This window comes from Bradyrhizobium sp. CCBAU 53421 (genome assembly GCF_015291625.1).
Classification (GTDB): Bacteria; Pseudomonadota; Alphaproteobacteria; order Rhizobiales; family Xanthobacteraceae; genus Bradyrhizobium.
In genome coordinates, this window is the sequence record NZ_CP030047.1 from 1,423,496 (window position 1) to 1,446,968 (window position 23,473).

The 23,473-nt window shown below is 65.2% G+C and carries 22 protein-coding genes; 15 read left to right on the forward strand and 7 right to left on the reverse strand.

Features of this window, described 5'->3' with window-relative positions; genetic code table 11:
* Positions 1 to 144: 144 nt before the first annotated feature.
* On the forward strand, positions 145 to 1,809 hold the full coding sequence (locus tag XH92_RS06660) for a thiamine pyrophosphate-binding protein (RefSeq protein ID WP_194458533.1): 1,665 nt from the start codon (positions 145 to 147) through the stop codon (positions 1,807 to 1,809).
* 189 nt (positions 1,810 to 1,998) lie between these two features.
* Here the strand turns inward: XH92_RS06660 and XH92_RS06665 are convergent, their stop codons facing one another.
* Positions 1,999 to 3,384 (reverse strand): LLM class flavin-dependent oxidoreductase, encoded by a 1,386-nt coding sequence (locus XH92_RS06665; protein ID WP_194458534.1) that lies wholly within the window; start codon positions 3,382 to 3,384, stop codon positions 1,999 to 2,001.
* A 239-nt stretch (positions 3,385 to 3,623) separates the two neighbouring features.
* On the opposite strand from XH92_RS06665, the gene XH92_RS06670 reads away from it, so the two are divergent.
* From XH92_RS06670 to XH92_RS06680, 3 genes are all read left to right on the forward strand, one after another.
* Positions 3,624 to 5,009, forward strand: a complete 1,386-nt coding sequence (locus XH92_RS06670; protein ID WP_194458535.1) for a M20 family metallopeptidase — start codon at positions 3,624 to 3,626, stop codon at positions 5,007 to 5,009.
* A 202-nt stretch (positions 5,010 to 5,211) separates the two neighbouring features.
* Positions 5,212 to 6,498, forward strand: coding sequence for an MFS transporter (locus XH92_RS06675; RefSeq protein ID WP_194458536.1), 1,287 nt, complete (start codon positions 5,212 to 5,214; stop codon positions 6,496 to 6,498).
* A gap of 185 nt (positions 6,499 to 6,683) precedes the next feature.
* Positions 6,684 to 7,529, forward strand: a complete 846-nt coding sequence (locus XH92_RS06680; protein ID WP_194458537.1) for an IclR family transcriptional regulator — start codon at positions 6,684 to 6,686, stop codon at positions 7,527 to 7,529.
* Positions 7,530 to 7,732: 203 nt separating this feature from the next.
* On the opposite strand, the gene XH92_RS06685 is transcribed toward XH92_RS06680, so the two are convergent.
* The 3 genes from XH92_RS06685 to XH92_RS06695 all read right to left on the reverse strand — a co-directional run bounded on the left by XH92_RS06685 (position 7,733) and on the right by XH92_RS06695 (position 10,836).
* Complete coding sequence (locus XH92_RS06685) at positions 7,733 to 9,241, reverse strand: tripartite tricarboxylate transporter permease (protein ID WP_194458538.1); 1,509 nt, start codon at positions 9,239 to 9,241, stop codon at positions 7,733 to 7,735.
* Positions 9,242 to 9,247: 6 nt separating this feature from the next.
* A complete protein-coding gene (locus tag XH92_RS06690; protein WP_194458539.1) occupies positions 9,248 to 9,733 on the reverse strand; it encodes a tripartite tricarboxylate transporter TctB family protein in 486 nt (161 codons plus the stop codon).
* Between the two features lie 152 nt (positions 9,734 to 9,885).
* Positions 9,886 to 10,836: a tripartite tricarboxylate transporter substrate binding protein gene (locus XH92_RS06695; protein ID WP_194461139.1), complete on the reverse strand. Its 951-nt coding sequence runs from the start codon at positions 10,834 to 10,836 to the stop codon at positions 9,886 to 9,888.
* A 167-nt stretch (positions 10,837 to 11,003) separates the two neighbouring features.
* Here XH92_RS06695 and XH92_RS06700 point away from each other — a divergent pair, with 167 nt between their 5' ends.
* The 8 genes from XH92_RS06700 (at position 11,004) to XH92_RS06735 (ending at position 16,959) form a co-directional block, all read left to right on the forward strand.
* Positions 11,004 to 11,153 (forward strand): hypothetical protein, encoded by a 150-nt coding sequence (locus XH92_RS06700; RefSeq protein ID WP_194458540.1) that lies wholly within the window; start codon positions 11,004 to 11,006, stop codon positions 11,151 to 11,153.
* An 84-nt stretch (positions 11,154 to 11,237) separates the two neighbouring features.
* Positions 11,238 to 11,654 carry a hypothetical protein gene (locus tag XH92_RS06705; protein ID WP_194458541.1) on the forward strand — a complete coding sequence of 139 codons (417 nt, stop codon included), beginning with the start codon at positions 11,238 to 11,240 and terminating at the stop codon, positions 11,652 to 11,654.
* Entirely contained in the window at positions 11,651 to 12,514 is an 864-nt protein-coding gene (locus tag XH92_RS06710) for an alpha/beta fold hydrolase (RefSeq protein WP_210345539.1), read from the forward strand. The genes XH92_RS06705 and XH92_RS06710 overlap by 4 nt, the downstream gene beginning before the upstream one ends.
* Before the next feature lie 30 nt (positions 12,515 to 12,544).
* Positions 12,545 to 13,462, forward strand: coding sequence for an amino acid ABC transporter substrate-binding protein (locus tag XH92_RS06715; RefSeq protein ID WP_194458542.1), 918 nt, complete (start codon positions 12,545 to 12,547; stop codon positions 13,460 to 13,462).
* 151 nt (positions 13,463 to 13,613) lie between these two features.
* Positions 13,614 to 14,345, forward strand: a complete 732-nt coding sequence (locus XH92_RS06720) for an amino acid ABC transporter permease (RefSeq protein ID WP_194458543.1) — start codon at positions 13,614 to 13,616, stop codon at positions 14,343 to 14,345.
* A gap of 2 nt (positions 14,346 to 14,347) precedes the next feature.
* The gene (locus XH92_RS06725; RefSeq protein WP_194458544.1) at positions 14,348 to 15,040 is read left to right on the forward strand and encodes an amino acid ABC transporter permease; all 693 of its coding nucleotides are present in this window, start codon (positions 14,348 to 14,350) and stop codon (positions 15,038 to 15,040) included.
* Positions 15,041 to 15,109: 69 nt separating this feature from the next.
* Positions 15,110 to 15,841 carry an amino acid ABC transporter ATP-binding protein gene (locus tag XH92_RS06730; RefSeq protein WP_194458545.1) on the forward strand — a complete coding sequence of 244 codons (732 nt, stop codon included), beginning with the start codon at positions 15,110 to 15,112 and terminating at the stop codon, positions 15,839 to 15,841.
* Between the two features lie 257 nt (positions 15,842 to 16,098).
* Positions 16,099 to 16,959, forward strand: a complete 861-nt coding sequence (locus XH92_RS06735; protein WP_194458546.1) for a D-amino-acid transaminase — start codon at positions 16,099 to 16,101, stop codon at positions 16,957 to 16,959.
* A gap of 156 nt (positions 16,960 to 17,115) precedes the next feature.
* Here XH92_RS06735 and XH92_RS06740 read toward each other — a convergent pair whose 3' ends face one another.
* The 3 genes from XH92_RS06740 to XH92_RS06750 all read right to left on the reverse strand — a co-directional run bounded on the left by XH92_RS06740 (position 17,116) and on the right by XH92_RS06750 (position 20,875).
* On the reverse strand, positions 17,116 to 17,574 hold the full coding sequence (locus tag XH92_RS06740; RefSeq protein WP_194458547.1) for a carboxymuconolactone decarboxylase family protein: 459 nt from the start codon (positions 17,572 to 17,574) through the stop codon (positions 17,116 to 17,118).
* A 36-nt stretch (positions 17,575 to 17,610) separates the two neighbouring features.
* Positions 17,611 to 19,230: an MDR family MFS transporter gene (locus XH92_RS06745; protein WP_194458548.1), complete on the reverse strand. Its 1,620-nt coding sequence runs from the start codon at positions 19,228 to 19,230 to the stop codon at positions 17,611 to 17,613.
* A 496-nt stretch (positions 19,231 to 19,726) separates the two neighbouring features.
* Positions 19,727 to 20,875 (reverse strand): HlyD family secretion protein, encoded by a 1,149-nt coding sequence (locus tag XH92_RS06750; RefSeq protein WP_194458549.1) that lies wholly within the window; start codon positions 20,873 to 20,875, stop codon positions 19,727 to 19,729.
* 142 nt (positions 20,876 to 21,017) lie between these two features.
* Between XH92_RS06750 and XH92_RS06755 the strand changes: the two genes are divergently transcribed.
* The 3 genes from XH92_RS06755 to XH92_RS06765 all read left to right on the forward strand — a co-directional run bounded on the left by XH92_RS06755 (position 21,018) and on the right by XH92_RS06765 (position 23,472).
* Positions 21,018 to 21,929 carry a LysR family transcriptional regulator gene (locus XH92_RS06755; RefSeq protein WP_194458550.1) on the forward strand — a complete coding sequence of 304 codons (912 nt, stop codon included), beginning with the start codon at positions 21,018 to 21,020 and terminating at the stop codon, positions 21,927 to 21,929.
* A 244-nt stretch (positions 21,930 to 22,173) separates the two neighbouring features.
* The gene (locus XH92_RS06760) at positions 22,174 to 23,142 is read left to right on the forward strand and encodes a tripartite tricarboxylate transporter substrate binding protein (protein WP_194461141.1); all 969 of its coding nucleotides are present in this window, start codon (positions 22,174 to 22,176) and stop codon (positions 23,140 to 23,142) included.
* A gap of 144 nt (positions 23,143 to 23,286) precedes the next feature.
* Positions 23,287 to 23,472 carry a DUF3311 domain-containing protein gene (locus tag XH92_RS06765; RefSeq protein WP_194458551.1) on the forward strand — a complete coding sequence of 62 codons (186 nt, stop codon included), beginning with the start codon at positions 23,287 to 23,289 and terminating at the stop codon, positions 23,470 to 23,472.
* The last annotated feature ends 1 nt before the right edge of the window (position 23,473 follow it).

A 23,473-nucleotide genomic window follows, 5' to 3' on the forward strand; every position in this document is an offset into this window, starting at 1 on the left:
CGACGTGACGCGCGCGTGCCCTGGAGAGCCAGGCGCGCGCCAGCGGAATGCGGCCATGACCGGCCGCTCGATTGCTCCGAAAGCGCAAGTTTGGTCATCTCCTCTCGTCCCGTCGGCCAACGCGCTGGCAGGCCTGGAGGGAACATGAAGAATCGCATTACCGGCCGCTCCGCATTCCTGGCGCTGCTGAAGGATGAGGGCGTCACGCACCTGTTCGGCAATCCCGGCACCACCGAATTGCCGATCATGCATGCGCTGAAGGATCATCCCGACCTCACCTATGTGATGGCGATGCAGGAGAGCCTGGTGGTCGCGATGGCCGACGGCTTCAGCCGCGCGTCCGGCAAGCTGGTCGCCTGCAACGTGCATGTCGCGCCCGGTCTCGGTAACGCGATGGGCTCGCTCTACAATGCAAGCTTCACCGGCACGCCGTTGATCCTCACCGCCGGCCAGCAGGAGCAGGGCCACGGCCTGACCGAGCCGGTGCTCTATGGCCCGCTGGTGCAGATGGCCACTCCCTTGGTGAAATGGGCGGTCGAGGTGACGCGGCTCGAAGACCTGCCGCGCATCGTGCGCCGCGCCGCCAAGATCGCGACCACGCCGCCCACCGGACCGGTGTTCATCTCGCTGCCCGGCGACATCCTCAATGCGGAAGCCGGGATCGAGCTCGGCCGCTCCACCCGGGTCGACACCCGAGTCCGGCCATCCGAGGAGTCGTTGAAGGCGCTGGCCGCGCGCATCCTGAAGGCCGGGCGTCCGGTGATCGTCGTCGGCGACGAGATCGTCAAAAGCGATGCCCTGCGCGAGGCTGCCGACCTCGCCGAGACGCTGGGCTGCCCGGCCTGGCAATCGCCGACGCCCTATGGCTCGCATTTCCTCTCCGAAAGCCCGAGCTTCATGGGCGCGATCGCGCGGCTGCAGAAGGTCGCCCGCGATGTGCTGGCGCCCCATGACCTCCTGATCGCGCTCGGCGGCGATCCGCTGCGGATGTCGGTCTATAGCGAGGTCGATCCGCTGCCGGACGGGCTCTCGATCGTACAGGTCGGCCTGGTCGACAGCGATCTCGCCAGGAACTACGGCGCCGAGATCGCGGTGAAAGCCGACGTCAAGGAGACGCTGCGCGCGCTGGTCCCGGCATTGAAGGAGCTCGGCGGAGGCGCGCTGGAGACGCGCGCGAAGCAGGGGCTCGCTGCGCTATCGACGAAAAACTGGGCGGCGAAGCGCAAGGCGCTGGTCGAGCAGATCTCGAAGGCGAGCCAGAAATCGCCGATCGATCCGGACTGGCTGGCGCTGCAGGTCGTGGAGGCGATGCCCGACAACGCGATCCTGGTCGATGAAGGCCTGACCTCGTCGCGGCAGATCCTCGCGCTGCGGGCGCATCGCGACCGCTACGGCTATCACGCGCTCGCCTCCGGCGGCATCGGCTGGGGCCTGCCGGCCGCAGTCGGCGTCAGCCTTGCCAATCCGCAACGCCCGGTGGTGTGCTATTCCGGCGACGGCTCGTCGATGTATTCGATCCAGTCGCTGTGGACCGCCGCCAACCACAAGCTGCCGCTGACCTTCGTCATCGTCAACAATGGCGGCTACCGCATCATCAAGCAGCGCCTGCTCGCCTTCCATGGCGACGACAATTATGTCGGCATGGATTTCGTCGACCCGCCGGTCGATTTCACCGGCGTCGCCCGCTCGCTCGGGCTCGAGGCGATCAAGGTGACGGATCCGCAGGAGCTGAAGGGTGTGATGACGTCGGCGTTCAGTCGGCCCGGTGCGAAGTTGATCGAGGTGATGGTGAGCAATTCGGTGAATTGAGCGGTTGCGTTCAATCCCTCACCGTCACCCCCGCGCAAAGGCTTCGCCTTTGTCGCTGGAGGAGCGCGAAGCGCGTCTCGAAGGTCGACGGCCCGGCTGGTGGCCGTGCATCCTTCGAGGCTCGCTCCGCTCGCACCTCCAGCGACAAAGGCGAAGCCTTTGCGCGGGGATGACGGGACCGGGTGCCGTCTACTCCACCGTCGCGCTCGGCTTCACCCGGTAGCGGCTCGCTGGATGCGTTGCATCGAGCCTCGCCCGTCCCGCGCCGAACAGCTTCTCCCGCAGGGTGCCCTTGGCATATTCCCGCTTGTAGCGGCCGCGCTTGACGAGCTCCGGCACCAGCATGTCGGCGATGTCCTCGAAATCGCCCGGCGAGATCGCAAAGGCGACGTTGAGGCCGTCGACGTCGGTGTCCTCGAACCATTGCTCGATCTTGTCGGCGACCTGCTCGGGCGAACCGACCACCACGGGGCCGGCGCCGCCGATGCCGACATGCTCGGCGACCTCGCGCACGGTCCAGACCCGATCGGGGTCGGCGCGGGTGACGTTGTCCATCGCGGAGCGGCCGGCGTCGTTCTGCACGTGCCGCACCTCCTGGTCGAGAGAGTAGGTCGAGAAGTCGACGCCGGTCCAGCCCGACATCAGCGCCAGCGCGCCCTCATGGCTGATATGGCTGCGATACTCGGCGTATTTCGCCTTCGCTTCGGCTTCGGTCGGCGCCACCACGACGCACATCATGGAGAACATCAGGATCTCGGCTGCGTTGCGGCCTTTCTCGGCGGCGAGCTCGCGGATCGCCGAGACCCGCGGGCCGATCACCTTGGCCGACGGCCCCGACATGAAGACGCATTCGGCGTGCTCGGCGGCGAACTGCCGGCCGCGCGGCGAGGTGCCGGCCTGGTAGAGCACCGGCGTGCGCTGCGGCGACGGCTCGGACAGATGGATCGCGTTGAGCCGGTAGTTGCTGCCGTCGTGCTGCACCCGATGCACCTTCGCAGGATCCGTGAAGATGCCGCGCGCGACGTCGCGGATCGCGGCGTCGTCCTCCCAGCTGCCTTCCCAGAGCTTGTAGACCAGCTCCATATATTCGTCGGCGAGCTCGTAGCGGTCGTCATGCGCGGTCTGCTTGTCCTTGCCGGCACCGCGCGCCGCGGAATCGAGATAGCCGGTCACCACGTTCCAGCCGACCCGGCCGCCGGTGAGGTGATCGAGCGTCGACATCCGCCGCGCGAACGGGTAGGGCGGCTCGAAGGACAGATTGCTGGTGACGCCGAAGCCGAGATTTTCCGTCACCGCGGCCATCGCCGGGATCAGCATCAGCGGCTCGTTGGCAGGGGTCTGGGCCGCGTTGCGCAGCGCCGCATCTGGATTGCCGGCATAGACGTCGTAGACGCCGAGCACGTCGGCGAGGAACAGGCCGTCGAACCGGCCGCGCTCCAGCGTCTTCGCCAGATCGGTCCAGTAGGACAGCTTGTTGTAGTCCTTGGTGCGGTCCCGCGGATGGGTCCACAGCCCCGGCGACTGATGCGCCACGCAGTTCATGGCAAAGGCGTTGAGCCGGACTTGTTTTGTCATTGTCGAAACCTTGGTCGAAACCTTGAGCGCCGCTTCGAATGTGGCCCGGGCGAATGCCGGGCGTCCTGCAGCAACTTGTTGCGACTTCCCACGTTTTGGCAAGGCCCCCGTCGCGATTCACACCCTTCCGGTGGCGCGCCGATCCCGATAGGTTGCCGGCCTCCAGAAGCATGATCGGGGCGCAAGGCGTCGCGTTCCGGTGGGATCATGCCAAGACGCGACCTGACGAAGGAACAATCATGGCGACACGGGCCGACGCAATCGCAAACGTGCGAGAGCATTTTCAATCGGGACAGTTCCTGAAGGAGCTGGACCGCAGGGTCGGCTACCAGACCGAGAGCCTGAATGCCGACAAGGCCGATGCGCTGCGCGCCTATCTGGTTGAGAATCTGCAGCCGGCCTTCGCCGAGCTCGATTTCAAGACCCGGCTGATCGAATCGCCGACCGGCCGCGGGCCCTATCTGATCGCCGACTACCAGGAGGACGCCGCGCGCCCGACCGTGCTGACCTATGGCCACGGCGACGTCGTCGACGGCATGGTCGGCGAATGGCGCGACGGGCTCAATCCCTGGCAGACCACGGTCAAGGGCGAGCGCGTCTATGGCCGCGGCACCGCCGACAACAAGGGCCAGCATTCGATCAACATGGCCGCACTGCGCGCGGTGAAACAGGCGCGCGGCGGCAAGCTCGGCTTCAACGCCAAATTCATCATCGAGACCGGCGAGGAGATCGGCTCGCCCGATCTGCGCGAGGTCTGCGAGGCGCATCGCGAGGAGCTGAAGGCCGATCTGTTCATCGCCTCGGACGGGCCGCGGCTGTCGGCGGAGCGGCCGACCATCTTCCTCGGCTGCCGCGGCGGCAACCGCATCCATCTCGACGTCAATCTGCGCGAGGGCGGCAACCATTCCGGCAATTGGGGCGGTGTGCTGGCCAATCCCGCGACCATTCTGGTCAACGCGATCGCAAGCCTGGTCGACGGCAAGGGCCGCATGAAGCTCGAGATCCTGAAACCCCCGCCGATCTCCAACCGCGTCCGCGCCGCGCTCGCCGACGTCGAGATCAAGCCGACGGCGGACGAGCCTCAGCTGGCGGAGGATTGGGGCGAGGAGGGCCTGACCGCAGCCGAGCGGCTCTATGCCTGGAACACGCTGGAAGTGCTGGCGATGTCGTCGGGCAATATCGACAAACCCGCCAATGCAATTCCGGGCAGGGCCAACGCGGTGCTGCAGCTGCGCTTCGTCGTCGGCACGAAATATCTCGAAGTGATCGACGGGGTGCGCGAGCATCTGCACAAGAACGGCTTTCCGATGGTCGAGGTCTCCGGCGCGCAGCGTTTCGGCGCCTCGCGCACCGACATGGACAGCCCTTGGATCGACTGGGCGGCGAACTCGATCCGCACCACCACCGGCAAGGCGCCGGCGGTGCTGCCGAACTTCGGCGGCTCGCTGCCGAACGATGTGTTCTCCGAGGGCCTCGGTCTGCCGACGATCTGGGTGCCGCATTCCTATCCGGGCTGCTCGCAGCACGCGCCCGACGAGCACATCCTGCTGCCGGTGACCGAGGAGGCGCTGACCATCATGGCCGGCCTGTTCTGGGATCTCGGCGAGGCGAAGCACAAGGGGTGAGGAGCTAAGCGCGCATTTTCCCCGTCATCCTGAGGAGCCGCGCAGCGGCGTCTCGAAGGATCGACGGCCACCGGCGGGGCCGTGCATCCTTCGAGGCTCGCTCCGCTCGCACCTCAGGATGACGGGGAAGACGTGGATGGCTGAGACAAGCTCGGCCATGATGAGTTGAAAGATTAGTGCCTGACACGGCCAAGGAAATCTAATGACACTATCAACTTCGGCCGACGCTCAGCACGCAGCCACGGTCGACAAGAAAAACATCACCCGCCTGATCGTCGCGACCTCGGTCGGCAATGCGCTCGAATGGTACGACATCTCGGTCTACGCCTATTTCGCGGTCTACCTCTCCAAGGCGTTCTTCCCGGCCAATGATCCGACCACCTCGCTGCTGCTCACCTTCGGCAGTTTCGGCCTGTCGTTTCTGATCCGCCCGATCGGCGGCATCGTGCTCGGCGCCTATGCGGACCGGCACGGCCGCAAGGCCTCGCTGATGCTGTCGATCGTGCTGATGACAGCAGGCACGCTGGTGCTGGCGCTGATGCCGACCTTCGAGACGATCGGCATCCTGGCGCCGATCGCGGTGATGGCGGCGCGGCTGGTGCAGGGTTTCTCCGCCGGCGGCGAGTTCGGCTCCTCGACCGCGTTCCTGGTCGAGCACATGCCGGAGCGGCGCGGCTTCGTGGCGAGCTGGCAGTTCGCGAGTCAGGGTGTCAGCGGCCTGCTCGGCGCGGGCTTCGGTGCGCTGCTGACCTCGACAATGAGCCCGGAGGACCTGCAATCCTGGGGCTGGCGGCTGCCGTTCCTGTTCGGCGTGCTGATCGGCCCGGTCGGCATCTACATCCGCAACCATGTCGATGACGCGACGCCGCCGCCGGCGACGAAGCAGGAATCGCCGGTCAGGGAAGTGTTCGCGCGGCAGAAGCTCGCCACGCTGCTCGCGATCGGCGCGCTCGCGGTGTCGACCGCCGTCAACTATTTGATCGTCTACATGCCGACTTATGTGGTGAAGACGCTCAACCTGCCGCCGACGGTCGGCTTCATGGCGGCGCTGGTCGCGCAAACCGCCGTGGCGCTGCTGGCGCCGATCGCGGGCCTCGTCTCCGACAAGATCGGACGCACCACGCACATGATCCTGTTCGCGCTGCTGCTGCTGGTGTCGATCTTCCCGGCGTTCCTGCTGCTCACCGGCAGGCCGACGCCGCCCATCATCCTGATCGGCGTGCTGTGGCTCGGCGTCCTCAAGTCGCTGTATTACGGGCCGCTTGCCGCGCTGATGTCGGAACTGTTTCCGCCGGCGACGCGTGCGACCGGGCTCGGTCTCAGCTACAATATCGGCGTCACGGTGTTCGGCGGCATGGGGCCGGCGATCATGACCTGGATGGGCGGCTTTGCGCCGATTGGCGAACTTGCGCCGGGTTACTATCTCACCGCCGTCTGCATCCTCAGCCTCGCTGCGCTGTTCACGATCCGCAGGATGCGGTTGGCCTGATTTCGCGAAACGAAATTCAGATATCCCGCCTGCTGCAAAGCAGCGAAATTGTCGAAATCATAGTTTCATCTGACGAAAGTATACGGTGTCCGGCGTACGTCATCCGTCCTAGGATGATGGCGCCGGGCAACGTCCCTCGTCGTGCTCGGCTCAGGATCCGGAATCGAGGCAAGGAAGACCAGGGCATGAACGCCTCCACGACTGCGACCGCACGGACCAGCCGCAAGAGGCCATCGCCGGAGGCGGGCCAACCCGACAAGTTCAACGCGATCCAGAAGGTGTGCGCGATCCTGCGCGTGCTGGCGCAGCGCTCGCCGCTGCGGCTGACCGACATCGCCGACACCACCTCGCTGAACAAGGCGACTGCGCTGCGCATCCTCAACTCGCTGATCGAGGAAGGTTTCGTCAGTCGCGTCGCGGGCGCCAAGACCTATGAGCTCGGCCAGGAGGCACGGGTGATGGCGGTCGGCGCGCGCCGCTCGGTCGACATCGCCGAGCTGGCGCAGCCGAGCCTGCTGCGGCTGTCGGAGCGCTCCGCGGATACGGCGCTGCTGTCGGTGCGCTCCGGGGTCGAGGCCCTCTATCTGGCGCGCTCGGTCGGCAGCCATCCGCTGCAGCCGAACTATCTGCAGATCGGCAGCCGCCGTCCGCTCGGGGTCGGCGCCGGCGCGCTGGCGCTTTTGGTCTGGCTGCCGGATGCCGAGATCGAGGCCGTGATCGAGGTGATCGTGCCGCGGCTGGCGAAATCGCCGCGCATCACGCCAAAGTTCCTGCGCGAGCGGATCGCCGTGGCGCGCAAGGCCGGCCACACCGTGCTGCTCGATGCCGCATTCCCAGGCATGGGCGGCGTCGGCGTTCCGGTCCGCGACGATGCCGGCGAGGTGGTCGCCGCGCTCTCGATCGGCGCCGCCACCGACCGCATCCGCCGCCGCGAAAGCGAGCTCGCCGACATGCTGAAGAAGGAAGCCCAGGTCCTGGCCCGCGCGATGGCGCAGGCGCCGAAGAACGGGCGGCCGCCGAAGACGGGGTGAAATGGTGCGGCGGTCTTCTTCGCCTCTCCCCGCGCGCGGGGAGAGGCCGCAACGCATCGTCAGATGCGTTGCGGGTGAGGGGGAGCTTCCGCAAATGCCGCTGTGAGCACGTATGCGGAGGCAGCCCCTTACCCTAACCCTCTCCCCGTAAAGAACGGGGAGAGGGAGCACCAGCAGCGACGCGGCTTAATTCGGGCTCGCTCCTAAGCCCCCTCATCCAGCGCCACCAGTTCGCGCTTCCTGCGCAGCGACGGCAGCAGCGGGCCGATCAGCAGCACCAGCGCGAAGGCGAGGCAGATCGCCGAGATCGGCCGCTCCACGAAGGTCATGAGGTCGCCCTGCGAGAGGATCAGCGACTTGCGCAGATTGTTCTCCAGCATCGGCCCGAGCACGAAGGCGAGCACCAGCGGCGCCGGCTCGTAGCCGAGCTTGCGCATGAAATAGCCGATCACGCCGAAGGCGATCATGACATGGACGTCGAACACGTTGTTGCTGGAGCAGTAGACGCCGATGATCGTGAACAGGATGATCAGCGGGAACAGCACATTGTAGGGCAGCCGCAGCAGCTGCACCCACATGCCGATCATCGGCAGGTTGAGCACCAGCAGCATCAGATTGCCGATATACATGCTGGCGACGATGCCCCAGAACAGCGTCGGGTTCTGCGAGATCATCAGCGGTCCCGGCTGCAGGCCGTGGATCACGAAGGCGCCGAGCAGCAGCGCCATCACCACGTTCGGCGGGATGCCGAGCGTCATCAGCGGAATGAAGGCGCCGCCGGCGGCGGAATTGTTGGCCGATTCCGGCCCCGCGACACCCTCGATCGCGCCATGGCCGAACCGCTCCGGATGCTTCGACAGCCGCTTCTCTAGCGCGTAGGACGCGAACGACGCCACCACCGCGCCGCCGCCGGGCAGGATGCCGAGGAAGAAGCCGAGCACGGTGCCGCGCGCCACCGGACCTGCGCTGGCCTTCCAGTCCTCCTTGCTTGGCAGCAACTGGCTGATCTTTGTCTTGATGATGTCGCGCTTGATCGCCTGCTCGGTGTTGAGCAGCACCTCGGCGACGCCGAACAGGCCCATCACCACAGGCACGAGGCCGATGCCGTCGATCAGCTCGATGCGGCCGAAGGTCAGCCGCGATTGCGCGGTGATGCTGTCGAGCCCGACCAGGCCGAGCACGACGCCGATGCAGGCCATCAACAGCGCCTTGGCCATCGAGCCTTGGGTGAGGAAGGTCAGCACCACGAGGCCGAGCACCATCAGGCTGAAATATTCGGCCGGCCCGAACGCGATCGCGACGCTGGCGAGCGAGGGCGCCACCAGCATCAGCGCGATCAGCGCGAAGGTGCCGGCGATGAACGAGCCGAACGCGGAGATGCCGAGCGCGGGGCCGGCGCGGCCCTGCTTGGCCATCTGGTGGCCGTCGATGCAGGTGACGACGGAGGCCGCTTCGCCGGGGATGTTGACCAGGATCGAGGTGGTCGAGCCGCCATACATCGAGCCGTAATAGATGCCGGCCATCATGATGATGCCGGACTCCGGCGTGCCCGACAGTGTCACCGGCAGCAATAGCGACATCGCCGAGATCGGGCCGATGCCGGGCAGCACGCCGACCAGCGTACCGATGAAGACGCCGATGAAGCAATAGAGGAGGTTGACCGGCAGCAGCGCGACGCCGAGGCCGTGGGCGACGTTGATAAGAGTATCCATGGGCGTTCAACCGATCTCGAACACGCCGCTCGGCAACTGGATCGCGAGCAGGTGCTTCAGCACCCACCACATTCCGAGCGGGGCAAGGATGGACAGCGGGATCGCCAGCGACCAACGCACCGGATCGATCACGCGCAGCAGCAACAGCATCAACGGGATCGCCGACAACAGGAAGCCCAGCGGCTCCAGCGCAAAGGCGAACGCGGCGAGGCAGACGATGACCAGCACCGGCTTGCCCCAGCGCGCATTCTCCCAGCGCGAGGCGAAGGTCGGGCCGCCCTCGGTGACCGCCGTGACCATGATCGAGATCGCGAACACGCACATCAGGATGCCGGTGTAGAACAGCACGTAGCCGGAGCCGGGATCGTTGATGGTGCCGAGCTTGAGCTTCAAGCCGGACCAGATCACGAAGGCGCCAAGGGCGAGCCCGATCAGGCCGCCCCAGAGCTCGGAGTTGTTGAGGCGGAATTTGACGTTGGTTTGATTTGTCATGGAGGTGCTCGCTCTTAATTCACCGTCACCCTGAGGTGGCGGCGCGAAGCGACGCCCTCGAAGGGCGACGGTGCCCCGCTCCATCCTTCGAGGCGAGCCGCAAGCGCGGCTCGCACCTCAGGATGACGCCGGTGGTTGTGGCGGATTGTGTCCTACTTCTTCGCCAGCCCGAGCGTGTCGATCACCTTGCGCTCGGACTCGGTGACCTCGACCACGAACTTCTTGTAGTCCTCGGTGTTCTTGTAGTTCGGCACCATGTCGTATTTGGCGAGCGTCGCGATCACGGCGGGGTCCTCGATCGCCTTCTTGAAGGCGTCGTGCAGCTTGGCGACGATCTTGGGATCCATGCCCTTGGGGCCCGCGATGCCGAACGGCGAGTCATAGACCATGGGATAGCCGAGCTCCTTGAGCGTCGGCACGTCGGGATAGTTCGGCGAGCGCGCGCCGGTCCACACCATTAAGAGCCGGAGCTTGCCGGCGTCGACCAGCGGTCGCCAGCCGGTGGAATCGGCCTGCAGCATGGTGTGCTGGCCGAGCACCGCGGCGTTGGTCTCGGCGCCGCCCTTGAACGGCACCTGGGTCAGCTTGATCCCGCCGGCCATCAGGGCGATCTGCTCCATGCCGATATGCAGCGAGGTGCCGGTGCCCGGCGTCGCATAGGTCACCTTGCCGGGATTCTTCTTGGCGAAATCGACCACGTCCTGCCAGGTCTTGAACTGCGACTCCACGTTGGTGGTGACACCGAAGGTGTAGCCGGTGAGGTGGACGATATAGGAGAAATCCTTCGCCGGATCCCACGACACCTCCTGCATCAAGGGCAGGCGGAACACGGTGATCGGAATCTGCGCGATGGTGTAGCCGTCGGGCTTGGCGCCGGCGGCCATGGTTGCGGGGCCGACGGTGCCACCGCCTCCCGCCTTGTTGTCGACCGCGATCGGCTGGCCCAGCACCTTTGAGGCGCTCTCGGCGATCGCGCGCATCGAGATGTCGGTCGAGCCGCCCGCCGGCCATGGCACGATCAGCGTGATCGGCTTGGTCGGGTACTCCTGCGCTTGCGCTGCTGCTGCTGACACCAGCATGCCGGCAGCGGCGAGCAGGACCATCAAGCGATTGCTCTGCGACATTCTCGAATTCTCCCTTGCGATCGCGTTGCGTTCGCGACCCCGTTCTGTCCGGTGTTGGCATCGATCGTCCCTGCCACAGCAGGGACGCAGCGCATTGGACAGAACAGGGCAGGCAACGGAAGAGCTAATCCGCCGTGAAGCCGCGCATGCGACAATTGGTCTGCCGCATCGTGCCGAGCCGCGGAATTATTGCCGCCTTTGGTCTGATGCGATTGGCGGCGTTTGGCAGCATGGCGGGTGGTCCACCGGTTGGCGGCGAGACCCGGAAGCTGGGTTTAATCAAGCGATTAATCTGAGGAACCCAAGGGTATCAGTGCCTTGCGAGAACAGGCGGTTGCCGTCATCATGCCGCCGCCTGCCGCAGGAAACCTGTCCGTCTGATGACGCCCTCGCTTGACGCCACCGACGACGCCGTCATCAGCGCGTTTGCCGGCCTTCCCGCATTGCTCGACCAGGCTCCCGGGCTGGTCGCGCGGGGGCGGCTGCTCGATTGCGACTGCCTGCTCGGCCCGGTGGCGCGGCCGTTTCACGCCGCGATCCGCGCTGGGCGCATCGTCGAGCTCGTGCCCGCGCCGGTGCTGATGCGCTCGTGGCGCTTTGCCTATCGCGCGACGCCGCAGGCCTGGGCGGCCTACTGGCAGGCCGAGCCGAAACCCGGCTGGCACGATCTGTTGGCGCTGACCAAGCGCGGCGAGGCGGTGCTGGAAGGCGATCTGCATCCCTTCATGGCGCATCTGCAATACTTCAAGGACCTGCTGGCACTGCCGCGGCAGCATTTCGCGGCGGCCGTGTCATGAGCGGCACTGTCATGCACGGCCATATCGAGCCGATGGTCGGCCGCTACGTCCACGTCGAGATCGGCGGCGAGCTACACCGGATCTATTTCGAGGAGAACGGCAAGGGCATTCCGCTGGTCTGCTTGCACACCGCGGGATCAGACGCGCGGCAGTGGCGGCATCTGCTCGCGGACGCGCAATTTGCCGAAAATTTCCGCGTCATTGCCTTCGATATGCCCTGGCATGGCAAGTCGAATCCGCCGAAAAGCTGGACCGGCGATGAATACCAACTCACCACCATCAGATACACCGAGACCATCCGCGCCTTCTGCCGTGCGTTGCGGCTGGAGAAGCCCGTCGTGATGGGTTGCTCGATCGGCGGCCGCATCGTGCTCAACCTTGCGATCGAACATGCCGCCGAGTTCCGCGCGCTGATCGGGCTCGAGGCTGCGGCTTTCCAGGCGCCGTGGTATGACACCGACTGGCTGAACCGCGCGGACGTTCACGGCGGCGAGGTCTGCGCTGCGCTGGTGTCGGGACTGGTTGCGCCGCAAAGTCCTGAAGCTGCGCGGATGGAAACGCTGTGGGCCTACAAGCAGGGCGGTCCCGGCGTGTTCAAGGGCGACCTGTATTTCTACCGTGTCGACGGCGACCTGCGCGGCCGGGTCGCGTCAATCGATACTAAAGTATGCAAGCTCTATCTCCTCACGGGCGAGTATGATTTCTCCTGCACGCCCGAGGACACGAGGCGGACGGCAGCGGCTATAGGGGGCGCCAGCGTCACGATCATGGAGAAGCTCGGTCATTTTCCGATGAGCGAGAATCCGGACCAGTTTCGCCGCTACATCGCACCCGTCCTCGCCGACATTCTCATGCAGTAAATCGACCGTTTCCACGCAAGGAGTAGACGTATGACACGCAAATATCTGATCGGCTTCGCGCTCGCCGCCGCGCTCGGCGCGAGCGGGGCGCAGGCCGAGGAGCTGACGGGAACCCTGAAGAACATCAAGGACACCGGCGCGATCACGCTCGGCTATCGCGATTCCTCGATCCCGTTCTCCTACCTCGACGACAACCAGAAGCCGGTCGGCTACGCGATGGACATCTGCTACAAGATCGTCGACGCCGTGAAGAAGGAGCTGAAGCTCGACAAGCTCGAGGTCAAGCTCAACCCGGTGACCTCGGCGACGCGAATTCCGCTGATGGCCAACGGCACCGTCGACCTCGAATGCGGCTCGACCACCAACAATGCCGAGCGCCAGAAGCAGGTCTCCTTCACCAACTCGCACTTCCTGACCGCGAGCCGCTACGTCACCAAGAAGGCGAACAAGATCAACTCGATCGACGACCTGAAGGGCAAGACGGTGGTTTCGACCGCCGGCACCACCAACATCAAGCAGCTCACCGAGGCCAACCTCGCGCGCGGGCTGAGCGTCAATATCATCCCGGCCAAGGATCATGCCGAGGCCTTCCTGATGGTCGAGACCGATCGCGCGGTCGCCTTCGTGATGGACGACATCCTGCTCGCGAGCCTCGTCGCCGGCTCGAAGTCGCCGGACGACTACGTGATCTCCAAGGACGCGTTCTCCAAGCCGGAGCCGTACGGCATCATGCTGCGCAAGGATGACGCGCCGTTCAAGAAGGTCGTCGACGCTGCCACCGCGGCGCTCTACACCAGCGGCGAGGGCCAGAAGATCTATGACAAGTGGTTCACCCAGAAGATCCCGCCGAAGGGCCTCAATCTCAACTCGCCGGCCGGACCGGAGATGAAGAAGCAGTTTGCCAAGCCGTCGGATTCGCCCGACCCGGATGCGTATCTGGTGAACTGATCTCAGGTTGCACATGACCCGTCGCCGTTCGGCGGCGGGTCCCGAAACCAAGCGTGTCCGGCCATTTTGGAGGAGAATGGCCGGACATTTGCATAGACGCCGCGCGTGATGTCGGCGTAATGCGTGATCGGCGCGAGAGCGCGGGGGACCCGTGAACTACAATTGGAACTGGCACATCTTTCTCGAGCCGAACCCGATGGGGACCGGCACCTATCTCGACCTGTTGCTGTCGGGACTGGTGGTCACCGTCAAGGTATCGGTGCTCGCCTGGATCATCGCGCTGGTCACGGGCTCGGTGATTGGCGTGTTGCGCACGCTGCCGTCGCGGACGGCGTCATGGATCGGCTTCTGCTGGGTCGAGTTCTTCCGCAACATGCCGCTCCTGGTGCAGCTATTCCTGTGGTTCTTCGTGCTGCCCGAGCTGCTGCCGAAATCCGCAGGGCTGTGGCTGAAGCAGATGCCGAACGCGCCGTTCTGGACCGCTGCGATCGGCGTCGGCCTCTTCATGTCGGCGCGCGTCGCCGTGCAGTTGCAGGCCGGCATCACCTCGCTGCCGCGCGGCCAGAAGCAGGCTTCGACCGCACTCGGCCTCACCACGGTGCAGACCTATCGCTACGTGCTGCTGCCGATGGCGTTCCGCATCATCCTGCCGCCGCTGACCTCCGAATTCCTCAACACCATCAAGAACAGCGCGGTCGCCATCACCATCGGCCTGATCGAGCTGACCGGCCAGGCGCGCTCGATGCAGGAATTCTCGTTCCAGGTGTTCGAGGCGTTCACCGCGGCGACCGTGCTCTATCTTCTCCTCAATTTCGTCGTGGTCACCGCGATGCGCTTCCTCGAGCGCTACGTCGCGATCCCCGGCTACATCACGGGCAAATGACGATGCTCGGCAATTTCGATTTCGACGTCATCCGCCGCGCGTTGCCCTATCTGTTCCTGGAGGGCATGCGCTTCACGCTGACCTTGACGGCGCTCGCCGCGTTCGGCGGCCTCGTGTTCGGCACCCTGATCGCCCTGATGCGATTGTCGAGCTACAAGGTGCTCGGGCGCATCGCCGGCTTCTATGTCGACTTCATCCGCTCGCTGCCGCTGGTGCTGGTGATCTTCTGGTTCTACTTCCTGGTACCCTACATCGGGCAGTGGCTGACCGGCGCGTCGCGGCCGATCACGGTCGGCGCCTTCGCCTCCTCGCTGATCACCTTCATCGCATTCGAGGCGGCCTATTTCTCCGAGATCATGCGCGCCGGCATCCAGTCGATCTCGAAGGGCCAGCCGGCCGCGGCCAGCGCGCTCGGCCTGACCTACGCGCAGTCGATGCGCTACGTCGTGCTGCCGCAGGCGTTCCGCAACATGCTGCCGGTGCTGCTGACGCAGACCATCGTGCTGTTCCAGGACACCTCGCTGGTCTACGTGCTGTCGATCCCGGATTTCCTCGGCGCCGCCAGCAAGGTCGCGCAGCGCGACGGCCGCCTGGTCGAAATGTATCTGTTCGCCGCGCTGGTCTACTTCGTCATTTCCTGTGTCGCGTCCTTTGGCGTCCGCCGCCTGCAGGCGCGGATTGCCATTGTTCGCTAAGGCATGACCCGGAAAAGTGGGAACCGGTTTTCCGACAAGGTCATGCCTAAACAAAAAAGCTGAGCCATCATGATCGAGATCAATCACGTCAATAAGTGGTACGGGCCGACCTTCCAGGTGCTGAAGGACTGCACCACCAGCGTCGCCAAGGGCGAGGTGGTGGTGGTCTGCGGGCCGTCCGGCTCGGGCAAGTCGACCCTGATCAAATGCGTCAACGCGCTGGAGCCGATCCAGGGCGGCGACATCACGCTCGACGGCGTCAAGGTCAACGACCCCAAGACCAATTTGCCGAAGCTGCGCTCCCGCGTCGGCATGGTGTTCCAGCATTTCGAGCTGTTCCCGCATTTGCGCATCGTCGACAATCTTTGCCTCGCGCAGGAGAAGGTGCTGGGCCGCAAGCATGACGACGCCATGGCCAAGGGCATGAAGCTCTTGGAGCGCGTCGGGCTGAAGGACCACGCCAAGAAGTTTCCCGCCGAATTGTCCGGCGGCCAGCAGCAGCGCGTCGCGATCGCCCGCGCGCTGGCGATGGACCCGATCGCGATGCTGTTCGACGAGCCGACCTCGGCGCTCGACCCCGAGATGATCAGCGAGGTGCTCGACGTCATGGTCGACCTCGCCCGCGAGGGCATGACCATGATGGTGGTGACCCATGAAATGGGCTTTGCCAACAAGGTCGCCGACCGCGTCATCTTCATGGACCGCGGCGAGATCGTCGAGGACGCCAAGAAGGCCGACTTCTTCGGCACCCCGCGCAGCGACCGCGCGCAGAAGTTCTTGTCGAAGATCTTGCAGCACTGACGGGGCGCACCAGCCAGACCCGTCATCCTGAGGAGCCGCGAAGCGGCGTCTCGAAGGATGCGCGGCCACCAGCCGGGCCGTCGACCCTTCGAGACGCGCGCAACGGCGCGCTCCTCCAGCGACAAAGGCGAAGCCTTTGCGCGGGGGTGACGGTAGTGGATTTGCGCAGTTCACGGGCGCCCGGCGGGAGGCTTTATCCCCGTCAACAATTTGCGTATACGAAGGCCTGAAACCCCTTCGTCCGCAGGAGAACTCGCGTGGAAAAGATCGCTTACGTCAACGGCTCGTTCGTGCCGCACTCGGAGGCCAAGGTCTCGGTGTTTGACCGCGGATTCCTGTTCGCCGACGGCATCTACGAGGTGGCGGCGGTGCTCGAGGGCAAGCTGATCGACAACGCCTCGCATTTGGCGCGGCTCAAGCGTTCGGTCGGCGAAATCCAGCTCGCGCTCCCCGAGACGCTGGAGCGGATCGAGGAGATCCAGAAGGAGCTGGTCAAGCGCAACGACCTCGTCAACGGCATGGTCTATCTCGAGGTCACCCGCGGCGCCGACAAGGGGCGCGACTTCGCCTTCCCGAAGGCTGACGTCAAGCCGACCCTTGTGATGTTCACCTCGGAAAAGGACATCATCAACGCGCCGTCGGCCAAGACCGGCATCAACGTGATCACGGTGCCGGACATCCGCTGGGAGCGGCGCGACATCAAGAGCGTGGCGCTCTTGGCGCAGGTGCTGGCCAAGCAGGCCGCGGCCGCGGCCGGCGCCGGCGAGGCCTGGATGATCGAGGACGGCAAGATCACCGAGGGTGGCTCGTCGTCGTCCTTCATCGTGACCCAGGACGGCGTCATCGTGACCCGGCAGAACGGCAACGCGATCCTGCCCGGCTGCACCCGCAAGGCGGTGGTCAAGCTCGCCGAGGAGCGCCAGCTTCGCATCGAGGAGCGCGCCTTCACGGTCGAGGAAGCGCTCGCCGCCAAGGAAGCCTTCATCACCAGCGCCTCGGTGTTCGTGCAGGGCGTGGTCGCGATCGACGGCAAGCAGGTCGGCAGCGGCAAGGTCGGCCCGATCACCGACCGCCTGCGCGAGATCTACGTCGAGTTCGCCCGCGCGACCGCGGTTTAAGGCACTCGCGCCACGCTCCGCGCTGTCATCGTCCGGCTCGACCGGGCGATCCAGTATTCCAGAGACCGCGGTGCTTGAGCCGAAACGCCGCGGCGTACTGGATGCCCCGCATGAAGCGGGGCATGACAGCGGAATATATGGCGGACAGTATCGCCCTCACGCCGCGACCTTCACCTTCACCGGATGCACCGCGCGGAAACCGATCGCGATCCGGTTCCAGGCGTTGATGGCGCCGATCAGCGTGGTCAGGTTGACCAGCTCGCTGTCGGTGAACTGCGCGCGCACCGCCTCGTAGTCGGCGTCGGGCGCATGCGTCTCTGCAACCAGCGTCAGCGCTTCGGTCCAGGCCAGCGCCGCGCGCTCGCGCTCGCTGTAGAGCGGGGATTCGCGCCAGGCGTTGAGCAGATAGAGCCGCTGCTCGGTCTCGCCATGCTTGCGGGCGTCCTCGGTGTGCATGTTGATGCAGTAGGCGCAGCCGTTGATCTGCGAGGCGCGGGTCTTGACCAGCTCGATTAGCGATTGCTCGAGACCACTCGCCGTGATCTGGCCTTCGACCGCAACCAGCGCTTTGATGGTCTCGGGGGCGGCCTGGTAGAAGTTCATGCGGGGTTTCATGGTCATTCTCCTTGGTTATGGGTTCGGTAAAAAGAGCTAGTGTGCACCGCCGCCGCCAGCGAGCTGGCCCGGCTTCTTCAGGAACAGCGCCGCCACCAGTGCGATGATCAGCGCCACGCCGAGCAGATAGAAGGTGTCGCTGAAGGCGAGGATGTAGGCCTGCTTCTGCACAACCCTGCCGACCGCCGCGATCGCGCGGTGGGTGGCGTCGGCCTGATCGGCGACGCCGTGGTTCAGGAAATACTGGGTCAATCCCTCAATCCGCGTTCGGGTCGCCTGTTCCAGCATCGAGACCGACTGCATCAGCACGTTGGAGTGATACTGCTCGCGCTTGGTCAGCAGCGTCTGCAGCCCGGCGATGCCGATGGCGCCGCCAAGGTTGCGCATCATGTTGAACAACGCCGACGCCGATCCGGCATTCTCCGCCTCAATCCCGGCCGTCGCAACCGCCGACAGCGGCGCGAATGCCAGCGCCTGACCGACGGCGCGGACCACGTTCGGCCAGAGCAACTGATCGGCCGCATAGTCGTTGGTCATGTAGATGTTCATGAAGTTGGAGCCGGCGAACAGCGCAAATCCGACGCCGATCACGATGCGGGGGTCGAAGCGCTGCATCAGCTTCGGCACCAGCGGGATCAGCACGAGCTGCGGCAGGCCGGTCCAGGCCAGCACCATGCCGATCTGCTCGGCGTTGTAGCCCTGGATGCGCGCCAGATACTGCGGCAGGATGAACACCGAGCCGTACAGCGCGATGCCGAGCAGGAAATTGGCCAGCATGCCGAAGCCGAAATTGCGGCGGGCGAGCAGGCGCAGATTGAGCAGCGGCTTCTCGACGGTGAATTCGACGATCAGGAAGGCGATCAGCGCCACGGCCGCGATCACCGACAGGCGCAGGATGAAGGGCGAGCCGAACCAGTCGTCCTTGTTGCCCTCTTCCAGCACCGTCTGCAGCGCGGCAAGACCGATCGCCATGGTGATGATGCCGAGCCAATCGCCCTGGCGGATCAGCGACAGCTTCATCGGGCTCGGATCGAGCGAGACATACAGCATCGCAATCATCACGGCGCCGGGCACCAGGTTGACATAGAAGATGTACTGCCAGCCCCAGTTCTCGGTGAGATAGCCGCCGATGGTCGGGCCGATCGCCGGCGCGAACGTCGCCGACAGCGCGAACAGCGCCAGCCCGATCGGCTGCTTCGCCTTCGGCAGCAGCGTGATGATCAGCGTGAATGCCATCGGGATCAGCACGCCGCCGGTGAAGCCCTGCACGGTGCGCAGCGCGATCATCTGCGGCAGGTCCTGCGCCAGCGCACAGGCGCCCGAGAACACCAGGAACAGGAACGCATTGGTGAGCAGGTAGATGCGCACCGAGAACACCTGGGCGAGCCAGCCGGACAGCGGGATCACCACGATCTCGGCGATCAGATACGAGGTCGAGATCCAGCCGCCGTCATCGATGCCCGCGCCGATGCCGCCTTGAATGTCGGCCAGCGAGGCATTGACGATCTGGATGTTGAGCACCGCCATGAACGCGCCGAGCGTGGCGCCGACCACCGCGACCCATGTCCGGGTCGGGACCGCTGGTGTCGCTGGCTTTGCGGGTTTGGCGAGATCGGCAGCGTTGGCTGTATCGGCTGTGGGCTGGAGCGCGGTCATCGGGGTCGTCCTTGCTTGCCCGCACAACATGTATTAGGCGGCCGCTTTCGATAATCCGGGAAAGGCTGGAAGGATTGTCCGGCCGAAGTTGATAATCACGTGGCTGCCACTGCGGCCGCGCGCTACGGCCAGCGGCTCGACGTTGCGTCGGTCTGCGTGATGTTGAGTAGTGAGGTGAGCACACCTCTCAGGCTCCCTCCCCCCTTGCGGGGGAGGGTGGGGAGAGGGGTGGCTCCGGGCCCTGACGTCGGAGATTTATGCAAGCCACTTCGGATACTGACGTGCGCGTCACTCTCGACATCGGCGTCATCGCAGACCAACAGGCTTCAGTGCAAGGTCGCCCCTCTCCCCAACCCTCCCCCGCAAGGGGGGAGGGAGCCCTTCCGCCGGTGTGCTCGGAGCGAAGGAGAAGAGGTTGGACGAAGGCACAGCAAAACGCGATCGACCACCGATGCGGTGATCAATCGCGTCAAGCCAGTGGAAGCAATGTTTGGCGCTAGCCGCCGTTCGGCCGTGTCGCCGACGCCAGCCGTCGCTTCTCCTCGCGCTCGGCCAGCACGGTCGCCTTGGTGTTGACGGTCGGGATCGCCGACATGCCCGGCCGCAAGAGGCCGGTGAGGCTCTGATCGTCGAGCACGATCTTGACCGGCACGCGCTGCACGATCTTGGTGAAGTTGCCGGTGGCGTTGTCGGGCGGCAGCAGCGCGAATTCGAGGCCGCTGGCCGGCGAGAGGCTGTCGACATGGCCCTTCAGCGTGGTGCCGTGAAAACTGTCGACGGTGAGCTCGACCGGCTGGCCGTTGCGCACATGGGTCAGCTGCGTCTCCTTGAAATTGGCGACCACATAGACCGCATCGAGCGGCACCACCGCCATCAGCTGCGTGCCGGCCTGCACATATTGGCCGACGCGGAGCGTGCGGGCGCCGACCGTGCCGTCGACCGGCGCAGTGATCTGTGCGTAGGACAGGTTCAACTCGGCCTGCTGCTCGACCGCGCGCGCGCGGTCGGCCTGCGCGACGGCCTGGGCGCGCTGCGTGGTCAGCACGTCGACCTTGCGCTGCGCCGCCGACAGCGCCGACTTCGCGTGCTGCAACTGCGCCGTATTGCTGCGCAGCGCCGCGTCGGTCTGCTGGGCGCGCTGAATGGTGCCGGAGCCGGACTTCATCAGCCCGTCGTAGCGGCTCTGCTCCTCCTGGGCGAATTTCAGATTGGCCTCGGCGGCGGTGACGTCGGCGGTGCTCTGGTCGATGATCGGTTGCTGCAATTCGAGCTGGGCATCGAGATTACGCACCGAGGCATCGGCCGCGCTGACGTCGGCCTTGGCCTGACCGAGCGCGGTGCGGTAGTCGCGGTCGTCGATCTCGGCCAGCAGCTGGCCGGCCTTCACGGCCTGGTTGTCGGTGACCAGCACGCGGGCGATGTAGCCTGACACTTTCGGCGCGATGATCGTGGAGTCCGCCTTCACATAGGCGTCGTCGGTCGATTCGAGATAGCGGCCGGTAGTGACGTAGTCGTAGCCAAAGTCGGCAGCGACGGCGACGCCGAGCACGGCGGCGAGACCGAGCGCCACCCGCTTGATCATCTTCCGGGACGGACGCAGGCCGATTTTTGTAGTTTCTTCAGGGATATAGGTCGTGGTCGACATGATCGTCTCCTGGCCGAACATTCGCGTCCTTCCAGCAAGGGCGCCGGGTACGCCCCTTAGATGCAATGTCCCGCCCGCTGTGATAATCCCGATAAAACTGGAAGCATTATCAAGCCAGCGCTGATAATCCGGACCTTGCCGTATGGATCGCCTGACCAGTTTGACCGCCTTCGTCCGGGTCGTGGATTCCGGCGGCTTTTCCGCGGCCGGCCGCAAGCTCAACATGTCCACGACCATGGTGAGCAATCACGTCCAGTCGCTGGAGGACCGGCTCGGTGCCCGGCTGCTCAACCGCACCACGCGCAAGGTCAGCCTGACCGAGGTCGGCCAGGCCTATTACGACCGCTGTGTCCAGATCCTCGCCGACATCGAGCAGGCCGATGAGGTCGCGGGCGCGCAGCAATCGGTGCCGCGCGGCACGCTGCGCATCTTCACCAACACTCATCTGGTCCAATTCCTGTCGTCGACGGTGACCGAGTTCCTCGCGACCTATCCCGAGGTCAAGATCGACCTGATGATCGGCGAACGCTCGGCCGACCTGCTCGACGAGAATTTCGATCTCGCCGTGCAGATGATCCAGCCGCGCGATTCCGCGCTGATCGTGCGCCGTATCGCCACCTGGCGGCACGTGCTGTGCTGCTCGCACGACTACGTCCAGGCGCACGGCAAGCCAACGCTGCTCGCCGACCTCACGAGCCGCAATTGCGTTCGCCACATCAACTACCCGTTCGGGGATGAGTGGCACTTCGTCGACCGCAAAGGCGCGCCGGCCGCGGTGAAGGTGGCGGGCAATCTCGTCTCCAACAGCGGCGAGACGTTGAAGCTCGCGGCGCTCGCCGGCGTCGGCGTGTTCCTCGCGGCGGGCTTCCTGGTCCGCGACGAACTCGAATCGGGGAAGCTGGTCCGGCTGCTGCCGGAGTATCGGCCGGTCGAACTCACCATGAACGCGATCTACCCGCACCGCCATCACCTCTCGGCGAAGGTGCGCGTCTTCATCGATCTCCTGGTGCATCACGCCACCGAGCAGCAGAAGCTGATCAATCCGTATTCGTGATGAACGTGGAAAGAACTGCGCACGCAAATCTATCTCCGTCATCCTGAGGAGCGCGCACTTGCGCGCGTCTCGAAGGATCGACGGCCCGGTTGTGGCCGTGCATCCTTCGAGACGCGCTACGCGCTCCTCAGGATGACGGGACTGGGCAGCGCAGCGCTTCCTTCCGCGTCATGACCACCCGGCATCCCTTGCATGGCGTCGGCGTGTATGAAGGTCGCCTCATCTGTCGCGAGGGCCGTTGACGATGTTGCGATACCTGACCGCCATCCTGTTCGCGATCGCAGCAAACGTGCTGCTGCAGGCACCGGCGCGCGCCTTCTATCCCGATCATATCGTCAAGATCGTGGTGCCGTTCGCGCCGGGCGGCGGCACCGATGTCGTGGCGCGCACGCTGGCGCAGGAGATGCAGAAGGATCTCGGCGTCACCGTCATCATCGAGAACAAGCCGGGGGCGGGCACCATCATCGGCACGCAAAGCGTCGCGGCGAGCCCGGCCGACGGCTACACGCTGCTGATGGCGACCTTCGCCAACGCGGTCAACCCGAGCCTTTACCGCAAGCTGCCCTACGATGCGCACAGGGATTTTGTGCCGGTGGCGCTGGTGGCGCGCTCGTTCAATGTCGTCGTGGTCAATCCTGCTTCGCCGATCAAGTCGATCGCCGATCTGATCGCGGCTGCGAAGGCCGATCCGGAAAAACTGTCCTACGGGACTTATGGCACCGGCACCTCGGCGCACCTGGCCGGTGAATTGTTCAAGCACATGGCTTCCGTCAACCTCACCACCGTGCCCTACAAGGGCGCAGCACCCGCGATCACCGACCTCTTGGGCGGCCAGATCCAGGTGATGTTCACGACGGTCGCAAGCTGTGCCTCGCTGGTCGAGGCCGGGCAGCTGCGCGCGATCGGCGTGACCTCGGCCGAGCGTTCGGCGTCATTTCCGCAATTGCCGACGGTCTCCGAAGCCGGCGTGCCGGGCTACGCCGCGGAATCCTGGTACGGCCTTTACGCACCTGCGAACACGCCGCCCGACGTCATCGATCGCCTCAACAAATCCGCGGCCAAGGCTGTGCAGGCGGAGGCCTTCAGGAAGCTCAGCGTCAATGAGGGGCTCGTGATGGTGGCACAGCCCCCGGCCGAGCTCGACCGCTACTTCACGGCTGAGGAGGGGCGCTGGCGCAAGGTGATCCAGGACGCCGGCATCAAGGCCGAATAGGCCGCGAGCCCCAGCGATCACATCTTTTTGCATCGCCATGCCGTAACTGTGATTCTAGACGCAACGAATGGTTCCTGGGGTCGTTGATGACGGGACGCCGGCACCCCCGCCGGTTTGGATCACACCCCGGGCTGGGAGAGAGCCATGTGGATTCTGTTGCTGCTGCCGTTCATCGGCTTGCTGTGGGTGCCGTTCTATAATTTCCTCGAACCTTCGCTGTTCGGCTTTCCGTTCTTCTACTGGTACCAGCTCGCCTGGGTGCCGATCTCCTCGCTCTTGATCTGGCTGGTCTATCGCAGCCGGCAGCCTGACGCCGACGAGCAGCGGTGAG